This is a genomic window from Paenibacillus sp. V4I9, assembly GCF_030817295.1.
Taxonomy (GTDB): Bacteria; Bacillota; Bacilli; order Paenibacillales; family NBRC-103111; genus Paenibacillus_E.
On sequence record NZ_JAUSZE010000001.1, the window covers coordinates 8,034,445 to 8,056,610 of the forward strand.

Consider the following 22,166-nt stretch of genomic DNA (forward strand, 5'->3'; position numbering starts at 1 on the left):
TAACATTATTATCCTAATATAATTATAGCATCAAGACAGCCTTCGTGTCAAATTTGCGTTTTACATGTCTGAAAAGAGGTGTTGCAATGAATCTAACTGAGCAGGATTGGGCAGCAGAGGAACAAAGAGTTCAAGAAGTTACAGCAAAGATCTGCATAAGAATTACAGGGTTAGAGGATCAGGTCGGCAAGGTTCAATCGGATGTTGTTGAGATTCGCAAGCATTATTGGGATGAAGTCACCATGGATCTAAGTACGTCGGAAGACGCGGCAGAATCGATTGCAAGTATGCGGCAGCAAGCGGAGGTGCTATCTGAGAGAGAACGTACGCATCGACAGGCAACAATAGCTTTAGGCAAGTTAAAAAGACTTGTGTATTCCCCTTATTTTGGCCGAATCGATTTCACCGAACGAGATGAGAGACAAGGAGAAGCCATTTATCTTGGGATTGCTGCCTTTTTGGATGAGCAGGAGGATCACTATCTGGTTTATGATTGGCGAGCGCCCATATCCAGCCTTTATTACGATTATGCGCCTGGTGAAGTAGCCTTTACGACACCGAACGGCATTGTAGAGGGACAAATGCTGTTGAAACGCCAATTTGTTATTCGCGACAGCCGAATTCAGCTGATGTTTGATACTGGAGTGACGATCGGAGACGAATTGTTGAAGCAAGTGCTCAGTCGAAGTTCTGATGCGCAAATGAAGACAATCGTGGCGACGATTCAAAAAGAACAAAACCGCATTATTCGGAACGACAAAGCACGCATGCTCATCGTGCAGGGGGTAGCTGGCAGTGGGAAAACTTCGGCTGCTCTGCAAAGAGTCGCCTACTTACTATATAAGCATCGAGATCAGCTGAGTTCAGACCAGATGGTGCTATTTTCACCAAATCCGCTTTTCAATCACTATGTATCCACGGTATTGCCGGAATTAGGCGAAGAAAACATGCAGCAAACGACCTATCAGGCCTATTTGGAGCATCGATTGGGTGAAGAGTTTGATGTGGAGGACTCATTCACGCAATTGGAGTATGTGTTAGCGCGGGAACGTTCATCTGAAAATGGGGAGAGGGCCCAGGAGCAAATTCCACAGGGGGATGAGGAATGTGCTTACAATGCTCGTTTAAGCGGAATTCATTATAAGTCATCGCCCCAGTTCCTAACTGTCATTCATGCTTATCAGGAGCGGTTGATGCATACAGATATGCTATTTAACTCTATTAAGTTTCGTGAAAAGGAAGTCCTGAGCGCTGCTCGATTGGTGGAGCGGTTTTACAGCTATGATCCGTCCATTCGGCTGCCGAACCGATTGGAATTGATGCGGGGCTGGATTCTGGAACAGCTAGAGCTCTTTGCAGAGCTTGAGCTGGAAGAAGCTTGGGTTGAGGAGGAGATTGAACTTCTCAGTAGTGAAGAGTACCACCTTGCCTATTTACGGCTGCGTAAAATGGAGCGGGGGGAGGGAGTCACATTTGATGATTTTGATCAGGAGAGGGTGCTGCTTGCACGTGACGTTATCAAGGAGCATTTGAAACCAGTACGGAACGCTGTGAAGCGGCTCAAGTTTGTAGATCTGAGAGGATTGTATGGGCAATTGTTTCGTGGAGAGATTCGTGAAGAGGAACCCGATCATGAAGTGAAAGCAGGGCAGGGGAGTCCGATTGAGAATCAGTGGAGACCTATAGAGAATCAGGGGAGTCTGATAGAGAATCAGTGGAGTCCTATAGGGAATAAGCCGCCCTATTGGTCGGCTATCTGCGAGCGGACGCTGAAGGAACTGGCGCAGGCCAGGCTGCCGTATGAGGACGCGACGCCGTTCTTATACATGATGGAAGCGGTCTGCGGCTTCCAGACGAACGGCTCCGTGCGCCACGTCATCATCGACGAGGCGCAGGATTATTCCCCGTTTCAGCTGGCTTACCTGAAACGGCTCTTCCCGCGCTGCCGGATGACAGCGCTCGGAGATCTGAACCAGGCGATCTATTCGCACGCTTCCGCGTACAGCGAAATCGATCCGATCGCCGCTCTGTATGGGCCGGAGCAAACGGAGGTTATCCGTTTGCACCGCAGTTACCGCTCCACGCGCGAGCTCGTGGAGTTCACTCGCGGCATCGTGCCTGGCGGCGATGCCATAGAGCCCTTCACCCGCAGCGGCGCAAAGCCGCGGGTGATCAAGGTCAGCGATCGCGGATCGCTGCATAGCCTGCTGGCAGCCGAGATTGATCGGCTGCTAGGCGAAGGCTATGCCTCCATCGCGATCATCGCCAAGACCGCGAGCGAGAGCGAGCTCGCGCACCAAGCCCTTGAGCCACAGCTGCAAGTGCCTCTGGGGCTCATCACCAAACATAGCCCGACCTTCGAGTCGGGCGTGCTAGTCATCCCTTCGTATCTGGCGAAGGGGGTAGAGTTCGATGCCGTACTCATCTATGATGGTTCCCATCATCAGTACGGATATGAAAACGAACGCAAGCTGTTCTACACCGCTTGCACCCGGGCTATGCACGAGTTATGTATATTCACACTGGGCGAGTTAACTGCGTTTGTAGGGGAACATCTAACGGATACGTATGAGTGGGTTTAATGTGATTTTGCAGCCTTACCTCTTTGGAATTATGAAAGGGGGGAGATTCCAAAATCCATATTCGCGGTTGAATGATGTTGTAAAAAGTGCAACAATTGCTGCCTAAATCTAGCCGTTCTCCCTTCGTTGTTGCGTAATATACAACAATTTTGTCCTATACAGGCCATTTCGCAACAAATGGGCACTATAATTACTGCTGGATCAGCATCCACTTATGGGCGCTGGTCCCGTTATCGGTGTGAATTTGCTCAAAGGAGGTCTGGCGGAAATGGTTTGGAAGGTACTTAGTGCTATATGCTATATTTGATATGAGTCGGGAAGGTTGGATTTACCGTATTCCGAGCCGAGGGACTTTTGTTAAGGGCATTCCGGAGACTTATATTCCCAGATCGAAGAGCGTTCCAGTTCAATCACCGACTACGAATCGCGGGGTACGTCCGAAGATCGGGCTTATCTATAAGAGGACGAAAGAGACTGATCTATGGCTTGCTGCCGAGGTCAGTTTTTTTGCTTGTATTTTTCTGCTCAAAACATTAAAATAATTGATATATATGATATATTAATTATTGACATATGTGTTTAAGCAATAAAAGGCGTATAACATTAAACATTATCTTTATACATAATGATCAAAGGACGGTGCAGCTCTACATGCCATACACGCCAATAAAGGTGGAAATCCTTAAGCACACGCTAAATCGAATCGAAAATCATATCTACATGCAGGTAGCTCCCTTGTCGGCCATCGCATACGTAACGAAGGAGCCCGTATCTTTCGAGCGAAGAATGTCGGGACAACGTCTTGAAGTTCGCCCAGGAGAAAAGTGGGGGGAGCTGTGGGATTGCGCTTGGTTTCATTTCCAGGGTCAAGTGCCGCGATCGGCTGCGGGAAGCAAGGTCGTGCTGCTGCTTGATGTCAACGGAGAGCTATGCCTTGTCGATGAGGAAGGAACACCGACGCAAGGGCTCACAAACGTGAATTCGGAGTTTGACTTAACGCTTGGCTTGCCAGGCAAACGCGTCGTACAGATCGCTTCCAGCGCATCGGGGGAAGAAATTATCGATCTCTGGGCTGACGCTGGCAATAACGATTTGTTTGGGCGTTACCGGAGCGGAACGCTGAAGGAGGCTCAAATAGCCATCTGCCGTGAGGAAACGAGACGGCTATTTTACGATTATGAGGTGCTGCTCGATCTGGCCAAGCATCTAGAGGACCAATCTGCAAGAAGAGCGCGTATCCTTCAGGCCCTTTATGATGTTCATCTACTGCTCAGGGATATGTCGGATGAGAACGTGGCGCAGGCTAGACGTATTCTGAGTCCGCAATTAAGCAAGCAAGGAGGGGATCCAACACTGACGGCTACAGCGATTGGACACGCGCATATCGATCTGGCGTGGCTGTGGCCTATTCGTGAGACTTACCGCAAAGGGGCGCGGACTTTTGCCACCGCACTGCGGATGATGGAGCAGTATCCCGATTATGTATTCGGAGCCAGTCAGCCTCAATTATATGAGTGGATCAAGCAGCAGCATCCCAAATTATATGCTGAGGTCAAGCAGCGCATTGCAGAAGGGCGCTGGGAAGTACAAGGAGCCATGTGGGTGGAACCGGATTCCAATCTTGCGGGAGGAGAAGCGCTTGTAAGGCAAATCCTCTACGGGAAACGTTTTTTTCAGCAGGAATTCGGTCAAGATATGAAGATGCTGTGGGTTCCAGACATTTTTGGTTATTCGGCCAGCTTGCCGCAGCTTCTGCAGAAGTCCGGGGTCGAGTATGTGATGACGCAGAAGCTGTCGTGGAACGTCCATAATGATCATCCGCATCATACGTTTTTCTGGGAAGGGCTGGACGGAAGCCGCGTGTTGACGCATTTGCCGCCAGAAGATACTTACAATGGCCCTGCGTTGCCAAGGTCGATTCTTAAAGCTGAAAGAGATTACTTGGATAAAAACGTATCCGACCATTGCCTTGTCGTGTTCGGAATCGGAGACGGCGGCGGCGGGCCAGGAGAAGAGCACCTGGAGCGCCTTCAGCGTGAGCAGAATCTCCAAGGGCTTATTCCGGTGAAACAGGAGCCTGCCCTGAACTTTTTCGAGAAGCTGGCTATGAATAAAGAGAAATATAAGACATGGAAAGGTGAGCTCTACCTAGAGAAGCACCAAGGGACATTCACCAGCCAAGCCCGCAATAAACGATATAACCGGAAGATTGAGAAGTCGTTGAGGGAGCTGGAATTCGCTGCTTCGCTCCATTTCGCGTACGGTAGCGAATATCCGTCCGAGGAGCTTGAAGCGATCTGGAAGGAAGTGCTGTTGTACCAATTCCACGATATTTTGCCTGGTTCTTCTATTAAGCGTGTATTCGACGAATCCCTTGCGCGATACGAAATTTTACTAGCTAGAGTAACGGAGCTAACCGATCAAATGTACCGCGGTTTTGCATCCTCCATATGGACGCAGGGAACAGAACGTCCGATGGTCATCTTCAACTCCCTTCCATGGGAGCGCAGCGAATGGATGCAGCTAGATAATCAATGGATACAGGTCACGACTCCTGCTATGGGCTATCAGGTTATAGACTCGGCAGCGCTAGCTCCAGTCTCCTCATTCGAAGTAACAGCTGTGAGCGATACACTTGAGAACGAGTTGATCAAGGTAGCGTTCGGACCGGATGGAAGCATTCTATCGATCTTCGATAAAGAGTTGGATAGAGAAGTTATCGCTGCCGGCGAAGCAGGGAACGCGTTATCCATTTATTATGATGACGGCGACGCTTGGGATTTCCCTGAGGATTATGCGGGAACGAAACCTGCGCAGATGAAGCTCATGCAATCGAAGACTTACGTTAGCGGACCAAAAGCAGTGGTTGAGCAGGAGTATCACTACGGTAACTCGGTGCTCACGCAGAAAATCAGTCTGATGGTGGGCAGCAAACGAATAGATTTTGAAACGGATGTCGATTGGCAGGAAGACAGCAAAATGCTGCGTGCGTCTTTCCCAGTCAACGTGTATACCGATCTAGTGAATTGCGAAATTCAATTCGGTCATCTCAAACGACAGACCCATCGGAATACGCTGTGGGATTACGCTAAGGACGAAATATGCGCCCATCAATGGATCGACCTTTCCCAAGCGGACTTCGGTGTCGCTCTCTTGAACGATTGCAAGTATGGCTATAGTGTTAACGGCAACGTTTTGGATATTAACTTACTTCGCAGTCCATCGTATCCGGATCCGACTTGCGACAGGGCGCACCATCAATTCGTATACGCCATATTGCCGCATGAAGGGGATTTCATCCAAGCCGAAGTCTTCAAGCAAGGCTATGAATTAAATGCTCCGATATCCGCGGTCTTGGCGAGTGCCGAAGAAGGCGGACTGCCGAAGAAGTATTCCGGTTTCGAGATTGAAGGTGCCAAGGTCATGATTGAAGCGGTGAAAAAAGCGGAGGACGAAGACGCTCTCGTGGTTCGCCTTTACGAAACATCGGGAGCGAATGGCGATATCAAGTTTTCGGTTCATCTTCCTCACCGAGAGGCGTTGCTAGCGGATTTGATGGAAAACCCATTGGAGCCGCTGAAAGGCGATGACGGCCACTACCTGCTTTCCTTTACGCCGTTTGAGATTAAAACCGTACTCATTCGCTTGTCATACTAAATGTCATCTTAGGACTTCCTAGTGCATGGATACCAAAGAGCCCGATAACCGCGTTTCATTAGAAACGAGATTACCGGGTTCTTTGTGTTGGTCCCTCTTTCGACGGGGGAGGGGAGTTACTTACTTCTTCTGTTCCGCTTCATATTCACTGGCGAATTCCTCCAGAGACTTCACCTTACCATGTGGATTGTGAGCTTGTTTGCGGCTTTTCCATGCTGCTTCATCGCGGCGTTTCGAGTGGCTCATAGCTAAAAACCTCCTATGGTATGCGGATGGGTGACGCTACTTAATAAAATGCGATGGTTGAGCATATTTTATGCACCCGATGCAAATTGTTCCTATGAAAAAAAGCTCCGCAAGACCTGCTAAGGTCCCGCGGAGCTTTTTGTTTGAACTATTCCGTAGCAACGGATTGGTCAGCTTGCATGTTGACCGGGGAGATCCGGATGAAGTTAGCTTCAAGATTGCTGAGCAAACCTTCGATTTTAGCTGCTGCTTCGGTTTGGCCGGAGTTAGCAAGCTCAGCGTGGTAAGCTGTAAGCAATTCGGTAAGATCTTTTTTGCTTTGTACGCCAATGGCTTCAAGTTTCACTTTGGCGCCTTTCGCGATACGCCGTTCGATTGCTGCTTGATCTAGACCCATTTCTGGTACAAGACGTTGGTAGATTACGCCACCTGTCATCCCTGCACAGATCCATGGACCTGGATCGCCCATAACAACGGCGCGACCGTTTGTCATGTACTCAAATGCGAAGCCTTTAAGGTTTGCACGAGCGGCAAGTCCGCCTAGTTCATCTTGAAGTGGTGTCGTAATTTCGCCGCCGAATACAACGTCAGCACCGGAGAAACGGATACATGCACGAGTATCTGCGCTGCCTTGGATTAAGAACAAACCTTTTTGCGCGCCGTAACCGAACGATTTACCAACGCTGCCGTTGATGAAGGTATTGTTTTTGCCAAGTGCTTTAACGATAGCGACTTTACCACCGAAGGCCATTTTACCAAGACCGTCTTCAGCGCCGCCATGAACGGTAATATCTACGCCGCGAGCATTGAAGGCAGCCAAACCGTTTCCTGGTACGGAACCATCAATGAAGTTCAATGTAACTGTCGGTAATGCATCGTAGCTTCCGTCGAAGCGATCTCTTACGCGATGGCTGGAGTAACGAGCTCCTAGAATACGGGACTCGGCATCCACTTTGGACCAGTTACGTACGATTGGAGCATCCAGAGCCAAGGAATCCGGGAAGAATTCTTGACCTTCAGCACCAGCCGCGATACGGATATCGGATGATACAGCTGCTTCATCGATAGCTCTTTCAGCAGCAGAGATGAACTGCAGCGGAGCTGGACGAAGGATATCGGATAAATCAATACGATCTACGTGGCTGATTTGTTCCAATAGATCGGAACGGCCAACGAGTTCTTGTAAGCTTTTGAAACCAAGGGAAGCAACGACTTCACGTACTTCTTCACCAATACCACCAAACAAACGAACCAAGCTGTCTACAGCTACATCGAATTGACGAGGTACGAAACGGCGAAGACCTTTTTCTTCCGCTTCTTCCATGGAATCGATTTGTGTAGCAATACCAACGTGACAAGTATCTAAATGACAGCCGCGGCAAGTTGTACAGCCGATCGATTGCATCGCGATACTACCGAAACCTGCACGGTTCGCACCGAGCATAACCATTTTAACAACGTCAGAGCCTGATTTCAGACCGCCATCGGACCACAGCTCAACGCGGTGACGAAGACCAGCTTCAATCAAAGCAACGTGAGCAAGCTTCGTACCGATCTCTGTTGGAAGACCAACGTGTGTCAAGGAGTGAATACGAGCCGCACCTGTACCGCCGTCAAAACCGGAAAGCGTGATAACGTCAGCGCCTGCTTTCGCTACACCAACCGCAATCGTACCGATACCTGGTACAACCGGGATTTTAACGATAATTTTCGCTTTACGACCGCTACCTTCTTTAAGCTCGGAAATGATTTGCGCCAAATCCTCGATCGAGTAGATGTCATGGTTGTTAGAAGGAGAGATCAGGTCAGAACCAATCGTTGCATTACGAGCAGCAGCGATTTTCGCTGTTACTTTGGATCCTGGCAAGTGACCGCCTTCGCCCGGTTTAGCCCCTTGACCGATTTTGATCTCAAGGAAAGCGACCGCGTTAGCTAATTCTACGTTAACACCGAAACGTCCGGATGCGACTTGCGCACCGCGCGTTTTTTTGTAACGGCCGAGCATATCTTTAATCTCTCCGCCCTCGCCGTTCATGGTAACCATGTTCAGGCGTTCGCCGGCTTCAGCGTAGGCACGGAAAGCTGTTTCATTTTGTGAACCAAATGACATCGAAGAAATCAGCATCGGCAAGGAATGACCGCCAATGGAGATATCAACTTGTGACGGATCGAGTGCCTTGCGGCCTTCGCTTAGTGCTTTGTCAATGTTGAATCCAGCAATGTGACGAATGGAAATCGGGTTCTTCTTCTCTTCTTCACGCAGCTTGTCGCGGTAGTCGCTATAAGGAGCAGCGCCTGAAGCGGCGTCGCCTAGTGCTTTCCACATACGTTGGAAGAAACGGAAGTTTTTCGCTGCTTTTGCTTTTGGATTTGTATAGTCTGTATAACGTAATTCGGCATCAGCTTCGAGCTGGGCAAAGCCAGTTCCCGCTTTTTCGCTACCGAGGTAGTTCACGATATCTAATACTTCAGCAACTTCCGGATGGAAGCCGATGGAGGAGAAGAAACGTGTGTAACCGCGAAGCTCATGAGTACCGATCGTGGAAATAACTTTCTCTAGACCTTTAGTCAGTGCTGCATACACTTTACGTGCTGCTGCAGCATGGCCTTCTTTATCAGATGCCGTTGAGAACAACAGGTATGGTGAGATTACGTCTGCGCCAAGACCGCAAGCTACAGCGATATCATGCAAGCTGCGAATCGCAGCGGAACGCAGGATTAAAGTAACATGGCGGCGCAAGTTGTCGCCGAAACCGAGTTTTTCCGCACGAAGTGCGATATCGATTTTGGAAATGGCAAGATGCGGTTCCAGCCACAAACGGTCATTTTGATGAGCTTCTGCATCGTCAAGAACTATCAGTGCAGCACCATTGCGGGCAGCAGCGATCGCAGCAGCAGCTAGAGCATCCAAGCCATCACTCAGAGAAGTTCCACGAGCGAAAGTACTGGAAAGCACGGCTACAGCGTTATCTCCTTGTGCACGGAACAGGGCCAACAATTGCTCATAAGAAGGTTGTGACAGGTGCTCTTCGCTATCTACGCCATTCGTACCTTCGAGTACAAGTGGTGCCAGAAGCTCAAGACGCAGGTTGTTATCTACTTGTGCATAAACAGGAGTCCGAGTGCCGGCAATGATGCGGGTGGAGAAATGCTCCATCTCACGGTCACGGTCAATCGCAGGATTCGTAACAACAGCTACGCTTTCTTTAATGAAGTCAGGCACGTTCTGGCGTTCCCAAGCAAGAGCAGCATGAGGTGAATCGTGACCCAGGGAGCGGATAGGTTCAGCACCTGTTTCAGACATCGTTTCGATATGTTGAATACCGTCACGATCCCAACCAAATGCACTATACAATTGGTCTGTCGCTACAATGTTCTCATTAAGTTCAGCTTGAGTATCTGTTTTAACATGGTTCAGATATTTGTGAAGTCCGCCAATATTCAGACGTTTGCTAGCGCGCTCGTACACTAAAGTTTGTACTTCATGGTAAGGAATAACTTGAACGTGTTCACCTGGTGTAAGCACAACGCCCACTTTTTCACCTGGTGCAATTGGTTTCGGATCAGCGACCATTTCGCCAACCGTAATAACACCCTGCTCCGAGGAGAAGTATAAGGAAGTATCGCTCTCAACCATCCATACCGGACGAAGACCAAGCGCATCCACGCTGAAAATACATTCGTTGCCATAACGAGAAACGATACCCGCAGGACCTTGGGCAAAATGACCCCATACTTGACGGTAGTACACATAAAGATCTTGAAGTTCCGGACGGAACTGTTTCATTTCATTAATAATAGGAGGAAATACCATTTCCATCGCTTCAAAAAGAGACAAGCCAAAGCGATGAATGAACGTTTCAATCGTTCTGTTCATATCTTGGGAGTCAGAACCGCCGCTTACGAGCGGAACACCAACCATGTCTGCTTCGATACGAAGTTTCTTAATCGTGTTGATTTCACCATTGTGCCCGAGCAGCGAGAACGGTTGTACACGGAAGAAGCTGGACAAGGTGTTTGTGGAATAACGGTTGTGACCGATTGTAACTTGGGAAGCAAATAAAGCATCACACGTATCTTTGAAGTATTTAGGAAGGATACTTGCCGCTCCAAGCACTTTGTAAGCAGATGTTACATTACTTAGAGTTGCTACGTGAACGTTGTATTTATCTTCGATTGCGATATGCAGTTCATAAAGGTGATCAGCTACCTGGCCTTCTGTTTTGTTGCTAATCGCTGCGATTTGCCAGAAAGTAGGCTCATCGTTTAGGCCGTTAGGTCCAAGGACGCTGCTGTGCACTTCATTCTCTTGCTCCAAAATGATGGATACATCATGGGAAGCAAAGAGCTCGCGGATACCGTCTTGAATCTGAGCAACGGTCAGGTCAAGCTTGCGGGGAACAAAGATATGTCCAATAGAAAAACGGTTGTCGTAGGCAAGTTTGCCGTCTTGACCCGCATCTGTTAATTTCTTTTCCCAAAGAGCACGTGGAATATCCGTTAAAATACCGCAACCGTCGCCTTCACCGTGGATAAAACCCGAACGATGTTCCATTTTTACGAGGGCATCAATCGTTTTTTGGATGTTATCATGGGAAGGGTGACCATTCTTTTCAATAATACAAATAATACCGCAGCTGTCGTGTTCGGTGCCTAGTAGATCTTGAAAACGGCCTTCATTACGCATAATTTCATTCATTGCTCAGGTCAGTCGCCTGACCGTCACCTCCCATACAAATTTAAACTCCTCTTGCACTACGCTTCTTGCATTCTGGCATTGATGAGCCCGCAACCCTAGCATTTTCAAGGAATTACCCACAAAGGAGTCAAAACCGAAATATGCAAGATTATGAATAAAAATGCAATATAATTGAATGGCATACCAATTTTAAGGAGATAATCTCCCCGAAATGAGGCTCTAATCGACCTGTATTAAAGTAAGGCATTACACACAAAAATCGGCAAAGAATTTGTAAATCATGCCCTAACTTTCTAGGAAAATACTATGAAAACAAGACATTTCGCGAAAAGGGTAAAAGTACTCTTAGAATAGCATGAAAAAGTTCATCCGACAATAGTTGCAGATCGAAATCACAAATGTAAGCGTTACCTTTTTTGCATACTGGTGAATAAAACCATATTTCTCATGGCTTGGGGTACTCTTAAAATACGAACGAACTACAATCCATATAGGATCATAGTTCGTTTCTGAGACATGTAGTGGTAGAAGTTGGAGCTGTTTAAGCTTGTGAAAGTCGTTGAGATTGTGAGAATGATGGAGGCTAGAGTTAGATCAAGAGCCAGAGCAAGAACAGAGAAAGAACCACAACCAAAACCAAAACCAAAACCAAAACCAAAACCAAAACAACAACAACAACTACAACAACAACAACTACAACAACAACTACAACTACAACAACAACTACAACAACAACAACAACAACAACTACAAGAGCCTCTGTTAGTCATGGGGTTAAAATGGTTCTATTGGAGAAATCCAATGGAGGTGCCCTAAAAAGTGTGAAATCTCAGATTTCATTGGATATTTCCATTGTTTTAAAGCTGAGAGCGCGGAAACGTCGCTTAAAGCTGTAGGTTTGGAGTTTTTGTGCGTTTGAGGAGCGATAAAGCGAGTTGAGAGCCCTTTTTGGCGCTCTCAATTGTATTTCCTCCAATGGAAGTCGGGGTGGGTTCATGCAATACAAAACCCGTAACAGATAACACATGAGAAGCCATTTTAGCGAGTTTTCATGGTTTTGAAAGCTTGGTCAACAGCATCGAGCGTTTGCGCGATATCGTCATCCGTATGGGCGATGGTCATGAACCACGCCTCGTATTTGGACGGAGCGAGGTTAATGCCTTGCTCCAGCATAAGTCGGAAGAAATCAGCGAAGCGTTCGCCGTCGGTATCCTGTGCTTCGTCAAAGTTCGTGACGGGATGGTCACAGAAGTGGGTGGAGAAGGCGCCGCCGATGCGATTAAGCGTCAATGCGATGCCATGCCTTGCGGCGGATTCGGCGATGCCGACCGAAAGTGTTTCCCCAAGCTGCTCGAGCTTGGCGTAGACGCCAGCCTGCTGGAGCACCTCCAAGCAGGCGATGCCGGCAGAGATGGAGGCGGGGTTCCCCGCCATCGTGCCGGCTTGATAAGCAGGTCCGAGCGGAGCAACCTGCTCCATCACGGCCTTGCGGCCCCCATAGGCACCGATCGGCAGCCCGCCGCCGATCACTTTGCCGAGGGCTGTAAGGTCCGGCTCCACGGCGGCGAAGCGCGCCGCCGCCTCGGAAGTGCCGCCCTCCACAAGTGGGAGGCCGGGGTAGGTCTGTGCCGCTCCGTAATGGAAGCGGAACGCCGTGATGACCTCGTCGTAGATGACGAGGGCACTGTACTTGTGAGCAGCTTCGCAGAGCTGCTCGAGGTAGCCGGCATGGGGCATGACCATGCCGAAGTTCCCGACGATGGGTTCCACCATCACCGCGGCAATCTCTTCACCCCAACGCGCAAGCGCGGCCTCGAGTGCCGGAATGTCGTTGAACGGCACTGTAATGACCTCTTGCGCGATGCTCGCAGGCACGCCCGCGCTGTCCGGCGTGCCTAACGTGGACGGCCCGGAGCCGGCCGCCACAAGCACGAGATCCGAGTGGCCGTGGTAGCACCCGGCAAACTTAATGATCTTGGTGCGATTCGTGAAGGCGCGCGCCACACGAATCGTCGTCATCACGGCCTCTGTGCCGGAGTTGACGAAGCGCACTTTGTCGAGCGAAGGAATCGCCGACTTCAGCATCTTGGCGAACTCGATTTCGAGTTCGGTCGGGGTGCCGTACAGCGTGCCGTTCTGTGCGGCGCGGCAAATCGCCTCGGTCACGTGCGGATGCGCGTGACCGGTAATGATAGGGCCATAGGCGGCAAGGTAGTCAATGAAGCGATTCCCGTCTACATCCCAGAAGTGTGCGCCTTGCCCACGCTTCATGAAGACAGGCGCGCCGCCGCCAACAGCTTTAAATGAGCGGGAAGGGCTGTTGACCCCGCCGACGATATGTTTCAGTGCTTCTTGATATAACTGCTCGGATTGTTTGCGTTCCATGAGAAGAATCATTCCTTTACGCTATGTAGTCGTTTATGGTCTTACAAAAAGCCCCTACTCGAAGGGCGCTAAGCCCTCTAGCCAAGTAGAGGCATAAAATCTCAATTGATTAATTAACTTCGTAATTCTAACCAACTAGCTTAGTCTTCGTCCAGTCACCATAAGGATGTTTCTCATCCGTAAAGCCAGCCGTTCGCACTATGCCAGAGCGTCCTGCAACGCCTCATCACTTCGTCGTCTTCACCGCAGACTTCGGTGTAGGTGAAGGTGATGGCTTCGTAGGACCAGCGTCAGCCTCAGCCTTCCCTGCAAAAAGGTCCTTCACATATAGCTGCAGCTTCTCTTTGTTCGCCGTAATGACAGCGGCGCCGCGGACGTTTTTCTCGATCAGGAGCTCGGTTGGCGGTAATTGGGAGCTGACGATTCCGTCAGCTTTCGCCTCATAACCAAGGCCGCCAAGCTTGAGCATATCCGTCACACTGAGGTTCGTATCGATATAAGGATCGATGGCATTTAGAATTCTTGGCAGCTTAATTAAGGAAGAGGTTGTTTGCATTTTTTGCGCGACCGCAGTTAGGAACTTCCTCTGACGTTCCGTACGCGAGAAGTCGGACAAAGCATCGTGTCGAAAGCGTACATACTGCAAAGCCGTTTTGCCATCGAGATGCTGAAGCCCTTTTTTTAAATTAATATCATACACATGATCATCTTCCGAGTCCGAATATTTCATATCTTTCTCGACGTCAATATCAATTCCGCCAACGGCATCAATGAGTGCAATGAATCCTTTAAAGTCGGTATAAACATAGTACTGAATAGGGATGCCGAGCAAATCACTGACCGTTTTCATCGCTAAATTCGGACCGCCTGATGTAATGGCTGTGTTGATGCGATCTTCACCTTCGCCTGGGATCTTCACATAGGTATCTCGAAGGATAGAGAAAAGATGAGCCTTCTTGGTCACGGGATCAATCGATGCTAGCATTATACTGTCCGAACGGGGCAGCTCATTCTTCGTCATCCCACGCGAATCTCCGCCTAGAAGCAAAATGTTGACTCGCTGTTTGTCTTCCCATTTTGGTGGGATGAATTTATCCCCTTTATCTTTAATATTCTGGGCAATCATGGTGCCGCTGCCTTGTGGATTGTCCGATTTATGGGAGATATTGTTCGCGAAATTATAGAAAGAATAAGAATAATAACCAGCTACCACCATAAGCAGCAAGCCGATCAGGAGCAAGGTTCGTTTTATGATTCTCAAAGGTTCTGCGCTCCTTTCGTAGGTAGAGGTAATCTGTACTTTTTTTTCTTACAGAATTCATGTATCATGAGTGTGTTGTACAATTCATCTTTATGATCCATATTATAGAGGTTATGAAACTTCGATAGCAAGTTACGGCGATTTTTGCCGTTATATGTAGCCGAGTCTACACAGACAGGGGGTAAGTTCATGTTAGCGATTGATGTTCAAGATCTGCGCAAGGAATTTCAAGTTCAGCAGAGCCGCGGGGGTTTAAAAGGCGCATTCCAAGATTTATTTCAGAGGGAATATAAACAAATTACAGCTGTGAAAGACATCAGCTTTCAAATTCCTAAGGGCGAAATTTGTGGATATATAGGTGAAAATGGAGCTGGCAAGTCTACTACCATCAAAATGCTGACGGGTATTCTAGTACCTACATCAGGACATATCAAGGTCAATGGTTTCGTTCCATTTAAAGAGCGTGAGAAATTCGTAGCCGGAATCGGTGTTGTTTTCGGTCAACGCAGTCAGCTCTGGTGGGATATCGGTGTCGTTGAATCGTTTCAACTATTGAAAAAGGTGTATCGGGTATCAGAAGCCGATTACAAAAAGCGTCTCGACGAGCTCGTCGATCGTCTACAATTATCGGATTTGTTATCACGTCCCGTTCGTAAGCTAAGTCTAGGTCAACGGATGCGCTGTGAGTTAGCCGCTTCCCTTATTCATAACCCAGCGATTCTGTTCCTCGATGAACCGACTATTGGTCTAGATATCGTAGTGAAAACAGAAATTCGCGAATTTCTCAAATCGCTTAATCAGCGTTACGAAACGACGATTTTGCTTACAACGCATGACTTGCAGGATATTGAAGCATTGTGTTCCCGTGTTATCATGCTCGATGATGGCCGTATTATTTATGATGGCGGACTCGAAGAGCTGAAGGTGAAATGGGGCAAAGGCAAAGAAGTCGTGCTGCAATTTGAGCATCCGACCACATTAGCTCGTCTTCAAGAGCTTACGCGAGGCCTAGATGTTGCTTGGCAGCTTGAAAATGAGCTGTCCGCCAAAGTGTTCATACCGCACGAACGCGCCAATGTTTCTGAGGTGCTTAGCCGCGTAGTCGGCGTTTTGCAAATTCAAGATATCAAAATCAATGAAACGAATACGGATGATATCGTCCGTGAAATTTATAAAGCCGGCTCAGCCGATGTGAAACGTCAAGAAGAAGTGCCGCAGCCAGAGGGAGTCGCGTCCCATGCTTAGTGCTTATTTAGAAGTTATCCGCATGCGATTTCTCATGATGCTTGCTTACCGTGTTAATTACTACAGCGGCATTTTGATCTATGCACTCAATATTGGTTCTTATTATTTTGTATATAAAGCAATTTATGGTGAGCAAGCTATAATTGGCGGCCTGACGTTAGGTCAGATGACGACTTATGTGGCCATTTCCTGGATGGGGCGCGCTTTTTACTTCAATAACTTAGATCGTGAAATTGCTAGTGAAATTCGTGACGGCAGTGTAGCCATCCAATTTATTCGTCCTTATAACTACGTTTTTGTAAAAATGATGCAAGGATTGGGAGAAGGCGTATTCCGTCTGCTTCTCTTCACGACACCGGGAATGATCTTCATATGGCTTCTCTTGCCGATTGAGTTCCCAACCGATCCAAGTCTGTGGGTTATCTACTTCGTGATGCTGTTTTTCAGCTTTCTGATTAACACGCAGCTTAATATCATTACGGGATTATTCGCTTTTTTCTTGGAAAACAACGAAGGTCTGATGCGCATGAAGCGCGTTGCCGTCGACTTGTTCTCCGGTTTAATTATTCCGATCTCCTTTTTCCCAGGATGGTCCAAATCGGTCTTAGAGTGGCTGCCTTTTCAAGCGATTACTTACTTGCCGAGCGCTGTTTTCACAGGAAAAATCACAGGTACTGCGATATTCCAAAGCCTTGGCGTCCAAGTGCTGTGGTTCCTGCTTTTAATTATTCCGATCTATGTCCTGTGGGTTAAATCCAAAACGCGTCTTTTCGTACAGGGGGGTTAGCATATGAAGTTCTATATCTCCCTAGTTGTTGAATATTTGAAAAATTACATGAAAACGCGTCTCACCTACCGATCCGATTTCTGGATTGAGGTTTTTTCCGACTTGATGTTCAATGGTTTAAATCTATTCTTCATTCTCGTCGTATTTTTGCAAACACAATCGCTTGGCGGCTGGAATCAAGAACAAATTTTGTTCATTTACGGTTATTTTATGATTCCATACGGCATATTCATCACTTTTTTTAACTTATGGGGCTTCAGTGAACGTTATATTGTCAAAGGGGAGATGGACCGTATCCTGACGCGTCCCGCCTACAATCTATGGCAATTGATGCTCGAAAACATGAGTCCATCTTCACTATTTAGCGCATTAGCAGGTCTGATTGTCATGATCTACTCGTGGGTTCAGCTCGAGATTCCGTTTCACTGGCATGATCCGCTCGTCTTTATTGTACTGGTGATTGGATCGATTCTCATTTATGCAGGAGTATACATCTCGCTGACGTCGCTGGCCTTTTTCTCTGATGCGCCGACAGGTATTCTGCCGTTGATTTGGAACATCCAAAACTATGGACGATATCCGGCTACGATTTATAATAAGCTGCTCCGAACGATCTTGACGTGGATTCTGCCTTTTGCGTTCGTCGGCTTCTATCCGGCCGCTTATTTCATTGATCCAGAGAATTGGAAGTGGTTTGCCTTGCTGACACCGGTTGTTGGTATTGTTTTCAGCATCTTGGGTATTACGGTTTGGAATATTGGCGTGAAACGGTACCGCGGCGCGGGATCTTAATAGTAGACTGAAAAGCCCAATTCTTGCTAAAAAGCAGGAACTGGGCTTTTTTGAGTATGACTATTTGTTTCCCTTAGGTGCTTTCTTCGCCTTGGAACAGGTCAAACAGTATCGCCTGCCATAGACTTTGGCATAAGTGATGATTTTACGGATGATCGCTTTATCTTCGAGCTTGGTGAAAGGACAAGGGTCAGGTCGTGTATTAACTTCCAAGATCCATGGTTTCAGTTTGCGGTCGACAGCGATATCGATTCCGAGTTCATTCATGGCAGGATAGGAGCGGCTGAATTGCGCAGCTGTTAGCTGTGCTATTTGCTCCATCTTTTGCAAAAGCAAGCTCGTGGATTCGCTTCCGTGCTTGGGTTCAATGAGATCAGCGGCTTTGTAAATGGTACCGCCTTGGCTGCCGTTGGTAACGGCTTTACGTGGATGAGCAACACGCCCAGCTGTTCCAGTACATTCCCATCCACCGGATGGTTTTTTTTGAATCATGACGCGGAAATCGAAAGGGTTTCCTTCGTGCTTCAAGACGTGAATGCCTTTCTGAATGAGATAACGTTTGCTGCCGCAGCGACTCTGTATGGATTGGAACAGCTTCTCAAATGTTGGAAAGGTGAATATTCGTACTCCGCTTTGATAGCGGTAAATCCCGCCCTTTTTATCGACTCGCATCACGCCTATACCTAGGGAGCCGGCATCAGGTTTGACATAGATCATTCCGTACCTCGCCAGCATAGCTGATAGCCGTTTTTGGTTAAAAGGGTGAGTAGGTGGCATATGTTTTTGCAAATTCTTATTTCTAAGTACAATTCGAGTCTTTATCAGCTTACTTGCAATGATCTTGCGGGTTTTGTTCATGGATAGGATCCTCTTCACTATTGAGAAAATAGATTTCCTTTAACATATGAATTGAATGGCATATAGGTGTAAATACCAGACCAAGTTTTGTGACAACTAAGTTATGAATAAAGAACTAAGGCAGGACAAAACGCATAGGATATGTAGTTAGCAGTGTCTGGATTATCGGTTGTTTATGATGGAAAAGCGGAGAGGGGGAACCATCCTTCCATGCACATTATGGAAACGATACATGGGATGAAACGGCAATTTTCTTGGTATCCACTAGGGCATGATCTAGAGCGGTCGGATGAGGAAAGTGGGGCGTTGACTGCGCTGCCGCTTATGTCAGCAGCTACTCTAGAGACGTTTTACTATACGGAAAATAATCCTTTTCATCAGCGGGCTGATTTGAATCGGTATCAGACATCGGGTACGAGTTCCAAACGGCGAAAAACGATTTTTTACTCAAAATCGGATGAAGAGGCTTACCTGCGCATTAAGCTGGATATTTTCCGTAGGATTCTTGATGGACACAAGTATCGGGCCGCGATGGCGGATATGGGTACTGGACACGCGGAGGCGACGGCTGTAGAGGTGTTCCGCGAACTGGGTATGGAGGTTGAAACATTATCCTTCCAGCTTCCTGTTGAGCAGCATATTGAAAGACTGGCAAGCTTTAGGCCGGAAGTGCTGTATACAATGCCGTCCATTCTAGATCGCATTCTTCTGGCCTCTGTTGACCCTGCTGCGTATGGGATTTGCCATGTTATTTTGGTTGGGGAAATTGCTGCGCCAGGCTGGATCAAGCGGGTAGCTGAAAGGCTCAGCATCGCTGAGGAACAAATAACAGATACGTATGGTTCTATTGAGATCGGGACTATTGCTTACTTTTCACACGAACATAGGAGGTATCTGTTTGCGGATGGACTCTTGGCTGAGGGGGTCAGCGCGGAGTCGCTCGGAGAGGACTTGGAGCCTCTAACGGATGAGCAAGAGCAGGTGCTAATACTGACGTCAACGGTAAGAGACTCGTTTCCTGCATTGCGTTACGTTACTTACGATGTTGTTCGTGATTTGCGTCCTATTATGGTGGATGGTGTTCCTAGACAAAGTTTTCAAAGTATAGTGAAGCGAATAGGGCCTGATCTGAAGCACGGAGAGAAGATAAGCATCTACGACATTGAAGATGTCGTTTATCGTCATTTAGGAAATGCCAGTGTTCGTGTGAATGTGGCGGGAAATTCATTACGTGTATATGTGTTCAGTACGAATGCAACAACAGCGGTTCTGGAAAGTATTCGCTTTGATGTGGAAAATCGCATTCCAGAAATCGGCATGATGATTAGAGCCCGGATATTAGCAGGAATTCAGGTTATCGGAGGTACCTTTGAAGATTCGCTAAGCCGCGCCTCCGTGAAGAATAAAAAAATCTTTTATACGTGAAGGAGGGAATGCGTATGCATCTTGAAGGGGGTATTGTGGAAGCGATCGGAGGCACGCCGCTCATTCGACTTGGACGGTTGTTCAAAGATCAGCCATTCGAAGTCTACGGGAAGATGGAGTGGATGAATCCAGGGGGCAGCGCGAAGGATAGGCCAGCACTCTATATGCTTCGAGAAGCGATACGGCGTGGTGAAGTTACCAGCGACAGCGTCATTGTGGAATCGAGTTCAGGTAATTTGGCTATTAGTCTTGCGCAGCTGTGCTGTTATCTGGGACTGCGATTCATCTGTGTGGTGGATCCCCGCACAACCGAGCAGCATAAGCAGATTATCCGCAGCTTTCATGGAGAAATCGATCTAGTTACGGAACCGGATACGGTGACCGGTGAATTCTTGCCCGCACGGATTCGGAGAGTAAGTGAGCTAGTTAGACAAATACCGAATGCGTATTGGACCAATCAGTATGCAAGCCCTGACAATGCCAAGGCACATATGGAGACGACCATGTCAGAAATCGGGGAGCAATTGGGACCGATCGACTATTTATTTTGCGGTGTAAGTTCGTGCGGAACGATTCGAGGGTGTATGGAATATATCCGAAGTCGTGGGTGGTCCACACAAATTGTTGCAGTGGATGCGGTAGGCAGTGTCATTTTTGGCGGGGAAAAAGGTTCGAGAAGGTTCCCAGGGCTCGGCGCTGGAATGACACCAGGTCTATACAGGCATGATGTAGCGGACCTTGTCATGTACGTTTCAGACTTGGATTGCGTGGAAGGCTGCCGTGCTTTGGTACAGAGTGAAGCTATTTTGGCTGGGGCCTCTTCTGGAGGCGTTATTTCTGCAATACGCAAAATGAGCGGGAGTATCCCTGAAGGAGCGGTTTGTGCCGCCATTTTGCCAGATCGAGGCGAGCGCTACTTGAACACCGTATACAACGACGAATGGGTGCTGAAAGAGATAGGCTTTAATCCGAGTACCTGGCATGGGAGACTGGAGTATGATTTATTTACACGATGACCATATCCGAGATATCGGTATCGATTGGACGAAGTTAACCGACATCATCAAGGATGTCGTTGCCATTAAAGACAATGGTGACTGTGTACACCCCTTAAAGCCGTACTTACGATTCCGTGATCAGGCAAATCGGATTATAGCGATGCCTGCGTTCGTAGGAGGAAATATTGAGATCTCGGGAATTAAATGGATTGCAAGCTTTCCAAACAATAGCCGCCTCGGTCTTCCCAGAGCGCATAATACCATTATTCTAAATAGGCCTACTACTGGTGAGCCTCTGGCATTTATCCACAGCGGCTTGCTGAATGGCTTGCGGACAGCAGCAGTGAGCGGTGTTATGCTTAGTCATTACATTGCAAGCAGGCAGCCTGCAGATTTGCGACTTAGTATTATGGGGTGGGGACCGATTGGTCGGTTGCACCTCGATATGTGTATCGCGTTATTTGGAGAAAAGATTAAAGGGGTGACTGTGTGTGATCTGAAGGGTGTAGATCCAAGTACGATTCCGGCTGCCGTTCAAGGGATTACTGACATCACGAGCGATTGGCGGTCCGGCTATCGAAGCGCTAACGTAATTGCCACATGTACCGTATCTGCACAAAGATATATCGATGAGGCTCCGCCAAAAGGGGCACTGCTGCTCAATATATCGCTAAGGGATTATATTCCGGAAAGCGTGGCCAAGGTGAAGGCTATTATCGTGGATGATTGGCGAGAGGTGTGTCGTGAAAATACGGACATCGAACTGCTGCATCTGCAGTATGACTTACAGGAATCAGATGTTCTAACATTAGCAGATATTGTGCTGCGTAATCGATTGGCAGCTATTGCCGCGGAGGAGTCCATTTACTTCAATCCGATGGGTTTAGGTGTATTCGACATTGCCTTAGCTGGTTACTATTGGAAGGAAGCGTTGCGCCTGAACAAGGGTGTGAGGTTAGAAAGCAGTCGATCTGTTTGAAAAATGGTGACAAGAAGAAGCGCTGGCTCTGGTGGAGCAGTGCTTTTTTTGACATGTGATTTCGCCCAAGCCCCACAGCGTAAACCGTTCATTTTATATTTTTGATCAATTTTATCCACATAATTATCCACAATTCCACAGGGTAAAAAGTCCCGTTGTGTATAACTTTCATGCACAATGTCAACATATCCACAGATAAAGATATCCACAAAGAAAGTTTGATTTTGAAACCGTATCTGTCACAAAACACCT

15 protein-coding genes are annotated in these 22,166 nt (G+C 47.8%); 10 read left to right on the forward strand and 5 right to left on the reverse strand.

Annotated features, from left to right (window positions below; all coding sequences use genetic code 11):
• Window positions 1-86 precede the first annotated feature (86 nt).
• The 3 genes from helD (at window position 87) to QFZ81_RS37060 (ending at window position 6,239) form a co-directional block, all read left to right on the forward strand.
• The gene (gene helD, locus QFZ81_RS37050) at window positions 87-2,582 is read left to right on the forward strand and encodes an RNA polymerase recycling motor HelD (protein ID WP_307606748.1); all 2,496 of its coding nucleotides are present in this window, start codon (window positions 87-89) and stop codon (window positions 2,580-2,582) included.
• A gap of 287 nt (window positions 2,583-2,869) precedes the next feature.
• On the forward strand, window positions 2,870-3,124 hold the full coding sequence (locus QFZ81_RS37055) for a hypothetical protein (protein WP_307435393.1): 255 nt from the start codon (window positions 2,870-2,872) through the stop codon (window positions 3,122-3,124).
• A gap of 109 nt (window positions 3,125-3,233) precedes the next feature.
• On the forward strand, window positions 3,234-6,239 hold the full coding sequence (locus tag QFZ81_RS37060) for an alpha-mannosidase (RefSeq protein WP_307606750.1): 3,006 nt from the start codon (window positions 3,234-3,236) through the stop codon (window positions 6,237-6,239).
• Window positions 6,240-6,359: 120 nt separating this feature from the next.
• Here the strand turns inward: QFZ81_RS37060 and QFZ81_RS37065 are convergent, their stop codons facing one another.
• Together QFZ81_RS37065 and QFZ81_RS37070 are read right to left on the reverse strand one after the other, a co-directional pair.
• Window positions 6,360-6,485: a DUF6254 family protein gene (locus tag QFZ81_RS37065; protein WP_235550886.1), complete on the reverse strand. Its 126-nt coding sequence runs from the start codon at window positions 6,483-6,485 to the stop codon at window positions 6,360-6,362.
• 148 nt (window positions 6,486-6,633) lie between these two features.
• Window positions 6,634-11,184 (reverse strand): glutamate synthase-related protein, encoded by a 4,551-nt coding sequence (locus tag QFZ81_RS37070; protein WP_307606752.1) that lies wholly within the window; start codon window positions 11,182-11,184, stop codon window positions 6,634-6,636.
• 549 nt (window positions 11,185-11,733) lie between these two features.
• Between QFZ81_RS37070 and QFZ81_RS37075 the strand changes: the two genes are divergently transcribed.
• The gene (locus QFZ81_RS37075; protein ID WP_307606754.1) at window positions 11,734-12,000 is read left to right on the forward strand and encodes a hypothetical protein; all 267 of its coding nucleotides are present in this window, start codon (window positions 11,734-11,736) and stop codon (window positions 11,998-12,000) included.
• A 222-nt stretch (window positions 12,001-12,222) separates the two neighbouring features.
• Here the strand turns inward: QFZ81_RS37075 and QFZ81_RS37080 are convergent, their stop codons facing one another.
• Window positions 12,223-13,569, reverse strand: a complete 1,347-nt coding sequence (locus QFZ81_RS37080; RefSeq protein ID WP_307606756.1) for a glutamate-1-semialdehyde 2,1-aminomutase — start codon at window positions 13,567-13,569, stop codon at window positions 12,223-12,225.
• A gap of 226 nt (window positions 13,570-13,795) precedes the next feature.
• The gene (locus QFZ81_RS37085; protein ID WP_307449178.1) at window positions 13,796-14,785 is read right to left on the reverse strand and encodes an LCP family protein; all 990 of its coding nucleotides are present in this window, start codon (window positions 14,783-14,785) and stop codon (window positions 13,796-13,798) included.
• 234 nt (window positions 14,786-15,019) lie between these two features.
• Here QFZ81_RS37085 and QFZ81_RS37090 point away from each other — a divergent pair, with 234 nt between their 5' ends.
• From QFZ81_RS37090 to QFZ81_RS37100, 3 genes are read left to right on the forward strand one after another with little or no spacing between them, the layout of a single operon-like run.
• Window positions 15,020-16,075, forward strand: coding sequence for an ABC transporter ATP-binding protein (locus tag QFZ81_RS37090; protein ID WP_171641283.1), 1,056 nt, complete (start codon window positions 15,020-15,022; stop codon window positions 16,073-16,075).
• Window positions 16,068-16,862 carry an ABC transporter permease gene (locus tag QFZ81_RS37095; RefSeq protein ID WP_307606758.1) on the forward strand — a complete coding sequence of 265 codons (795 nt, stop codon included), beginning with the start codon at window positions 16,068-16,070 and terminating at the stop codon, window positions 16,860-16,862. The genes QFZ81_RS37090 and QFZ81_RS37095 overlap by 8 nt, the downstream gene beginning before the upstream one ends.
• Window positions 16,863-16,865: 3 nt before the next feature.
• A complete protein-coding gene (locus QFZ81_RS37100; protein ID WP_307435366.1) occupies window positions 16,866-17,654 on the forward strand; it encodes an ABC transporter permease in 789 nt (262 codons plus the stop codon).
• Between the two features lie 60 nt (window positions 17,655-17,714).
• Here QFZ81_RS37100 and QFZ81_RS37105 read toward each other — a convergent pair whose 3' ends face one another.
• A complete protein-coding gene (locus QFZ81_RS37105) occupies window positions 17,715-18,512 on the reverse strand; it encodes a YheC/YheD family protein (protein ID WP_307606760.1) in 798 nt (265 codons plus the stop codon).
• Between the two features lie 210 nt (window positions 18,513-18,722).
• Here QFZ81_RS37105 and QFZ81_RS37110 point away from each other — a divergent pair, with 210 nt between their 5' ends.
• Genes QFZ81_RS37110 through QFZ81_RS37120 form a run of 3 tightly spaced genes read left to right on the forward strand, consistent with a single transcriptional unit; the run spans window position 18,723 to window position 21,914 of the window.
• Window positions 18,723-19,937 (forward strand): phenylacetate--CoA ligase family protein, encoded by a 1,215-nt coding sequence (locus QFZ81_RS37110; protein ID WP_307606762.1) that lies wholly within the window; start codon window positions 18,723-18,725, stop codon window positions 19,935-19,937.
• A 14-nt stretch (window positions 19,938-19,951) separates the two neighbouring features.
• A complete protein-coding gene (gene sbnA, locus QFZ81_RS37115; protein WP_307606764.1) occupies window positions 19,952-20,953 on the forward strand; it encodes a 2,3-diaminopropionate biosynthesis protein SbnA in 1,002 nt (333 codons plus the stop codon).
• A complete protein-coding gene (locus QFZ81_RS37120) occupies window positions 20,934-21,914 on the forward strand; it encodes a 2,3-diaminopropionate biosynthesis protein SbnB (RefSeq protein WP_307606766.1) in 981 nt (326 codons plus the stop codon). The genes sbnA and QFZ81_RS37120 overlap by 20 nt, the downstream gene beginning before the upstream one ends.
• Window positions 21,915-22,166: the final 252 nt, after the last annotated feature.

Excerpts from the sequence above, each read along its gene's own strand:
- QFZ81_RS37070 (WP_307606752.1), bottom strand. The coding sequence starts at position 11,184 with ATGAATGAAATTATGCGTAATGAAGGCCGTTTTCAAGATCTACTAGGC.
- QFZ81_RS37085 (WP_307449178.1), bottom strand. The coding sequence starts at position 14,785 with ATGGTGGTAGCTGGTTATTATTCTTATTCTTTCTATAATTTCGCGAAC.
- QFZ81_RS37095 (WP_307606758.1), top strand. The coding sequence starts at position 16,068 with ATGCTTAGTGCTTATTTAGAAGTTATCCGCATGCGATTTCTCATGATG.
- QFZ81_RS37065 (WP_235550886.1), bottom strand. The coding sequence starts at position 6,485 with ATGAGCCACTCGAAACGCCGCGATGAAGCAGCATGGAAAAGCCGCAAA.
- QFZ81_RS37090 (WP_171641283.1), top strand. The coding sequence starts at position 15,020 with ATGTTAGCGATTGATGTTCAAGATCTGCGCAAGGAATTTCAAGTTCAG.
- sbnA (WP_307606764.1), top strand. The coding sequence starts at position 19,952 with ATGCATCTTGAAGGGGGTATTGTGGAAGCGATCGGAGGCACGCCGCTC.
- helD (WP_307606748.1), top strand. The coding sequence starts at position 87 with ATGAATCTAACTGAGCAGGATTGGGCAGCAGAGGAACAAAGAGTTCAA.
- QFZ81_RS37080 (WP_307606756.1), bottom strand. The coding sequence starts at position 13,569 with ATGGAACGCAAACAATCCGAGCAGTTATATCAAGAAGCACTGAAACAT.
- QFZ81_RS37120 (WP_307606766.1), top strand. The coding sequence starts at position 20,934 with ATGATTTATTTACACGATGACCATATCCGAGATATCGGTATCGATTGG.
- QFZ81_RS37060 (WP_307606750.1), top strand. The coding sequence starts at position 3,234 with ATGCCATACACGCCAATAAAGGTGGAAATCCTTAAGCACACGCTAAAT.
- QFZ81_RS37110 (WP_307606762.1), top strand. The coding sequence starts at position 18,723 with ATGCACATTATGGAAACGATACATGGGATGAAACGGCAATTTTCTTGG.
- QFZ81_RS37100 (WP_307435366.1), top strand. The coding sequence starts at position 16,866 with ATGAAGTTCTATATCTCCCTAGTTGTTGAATATTTGAAAAATTACATG.
- QFZ81_RS37105 (WP_307606760.1), bottom strand. The coding sequence starts at position 18,512 with ATGAACAAAACCCGCAAGATCATTGCAAGTAAGCTGATAAAGACTCGA.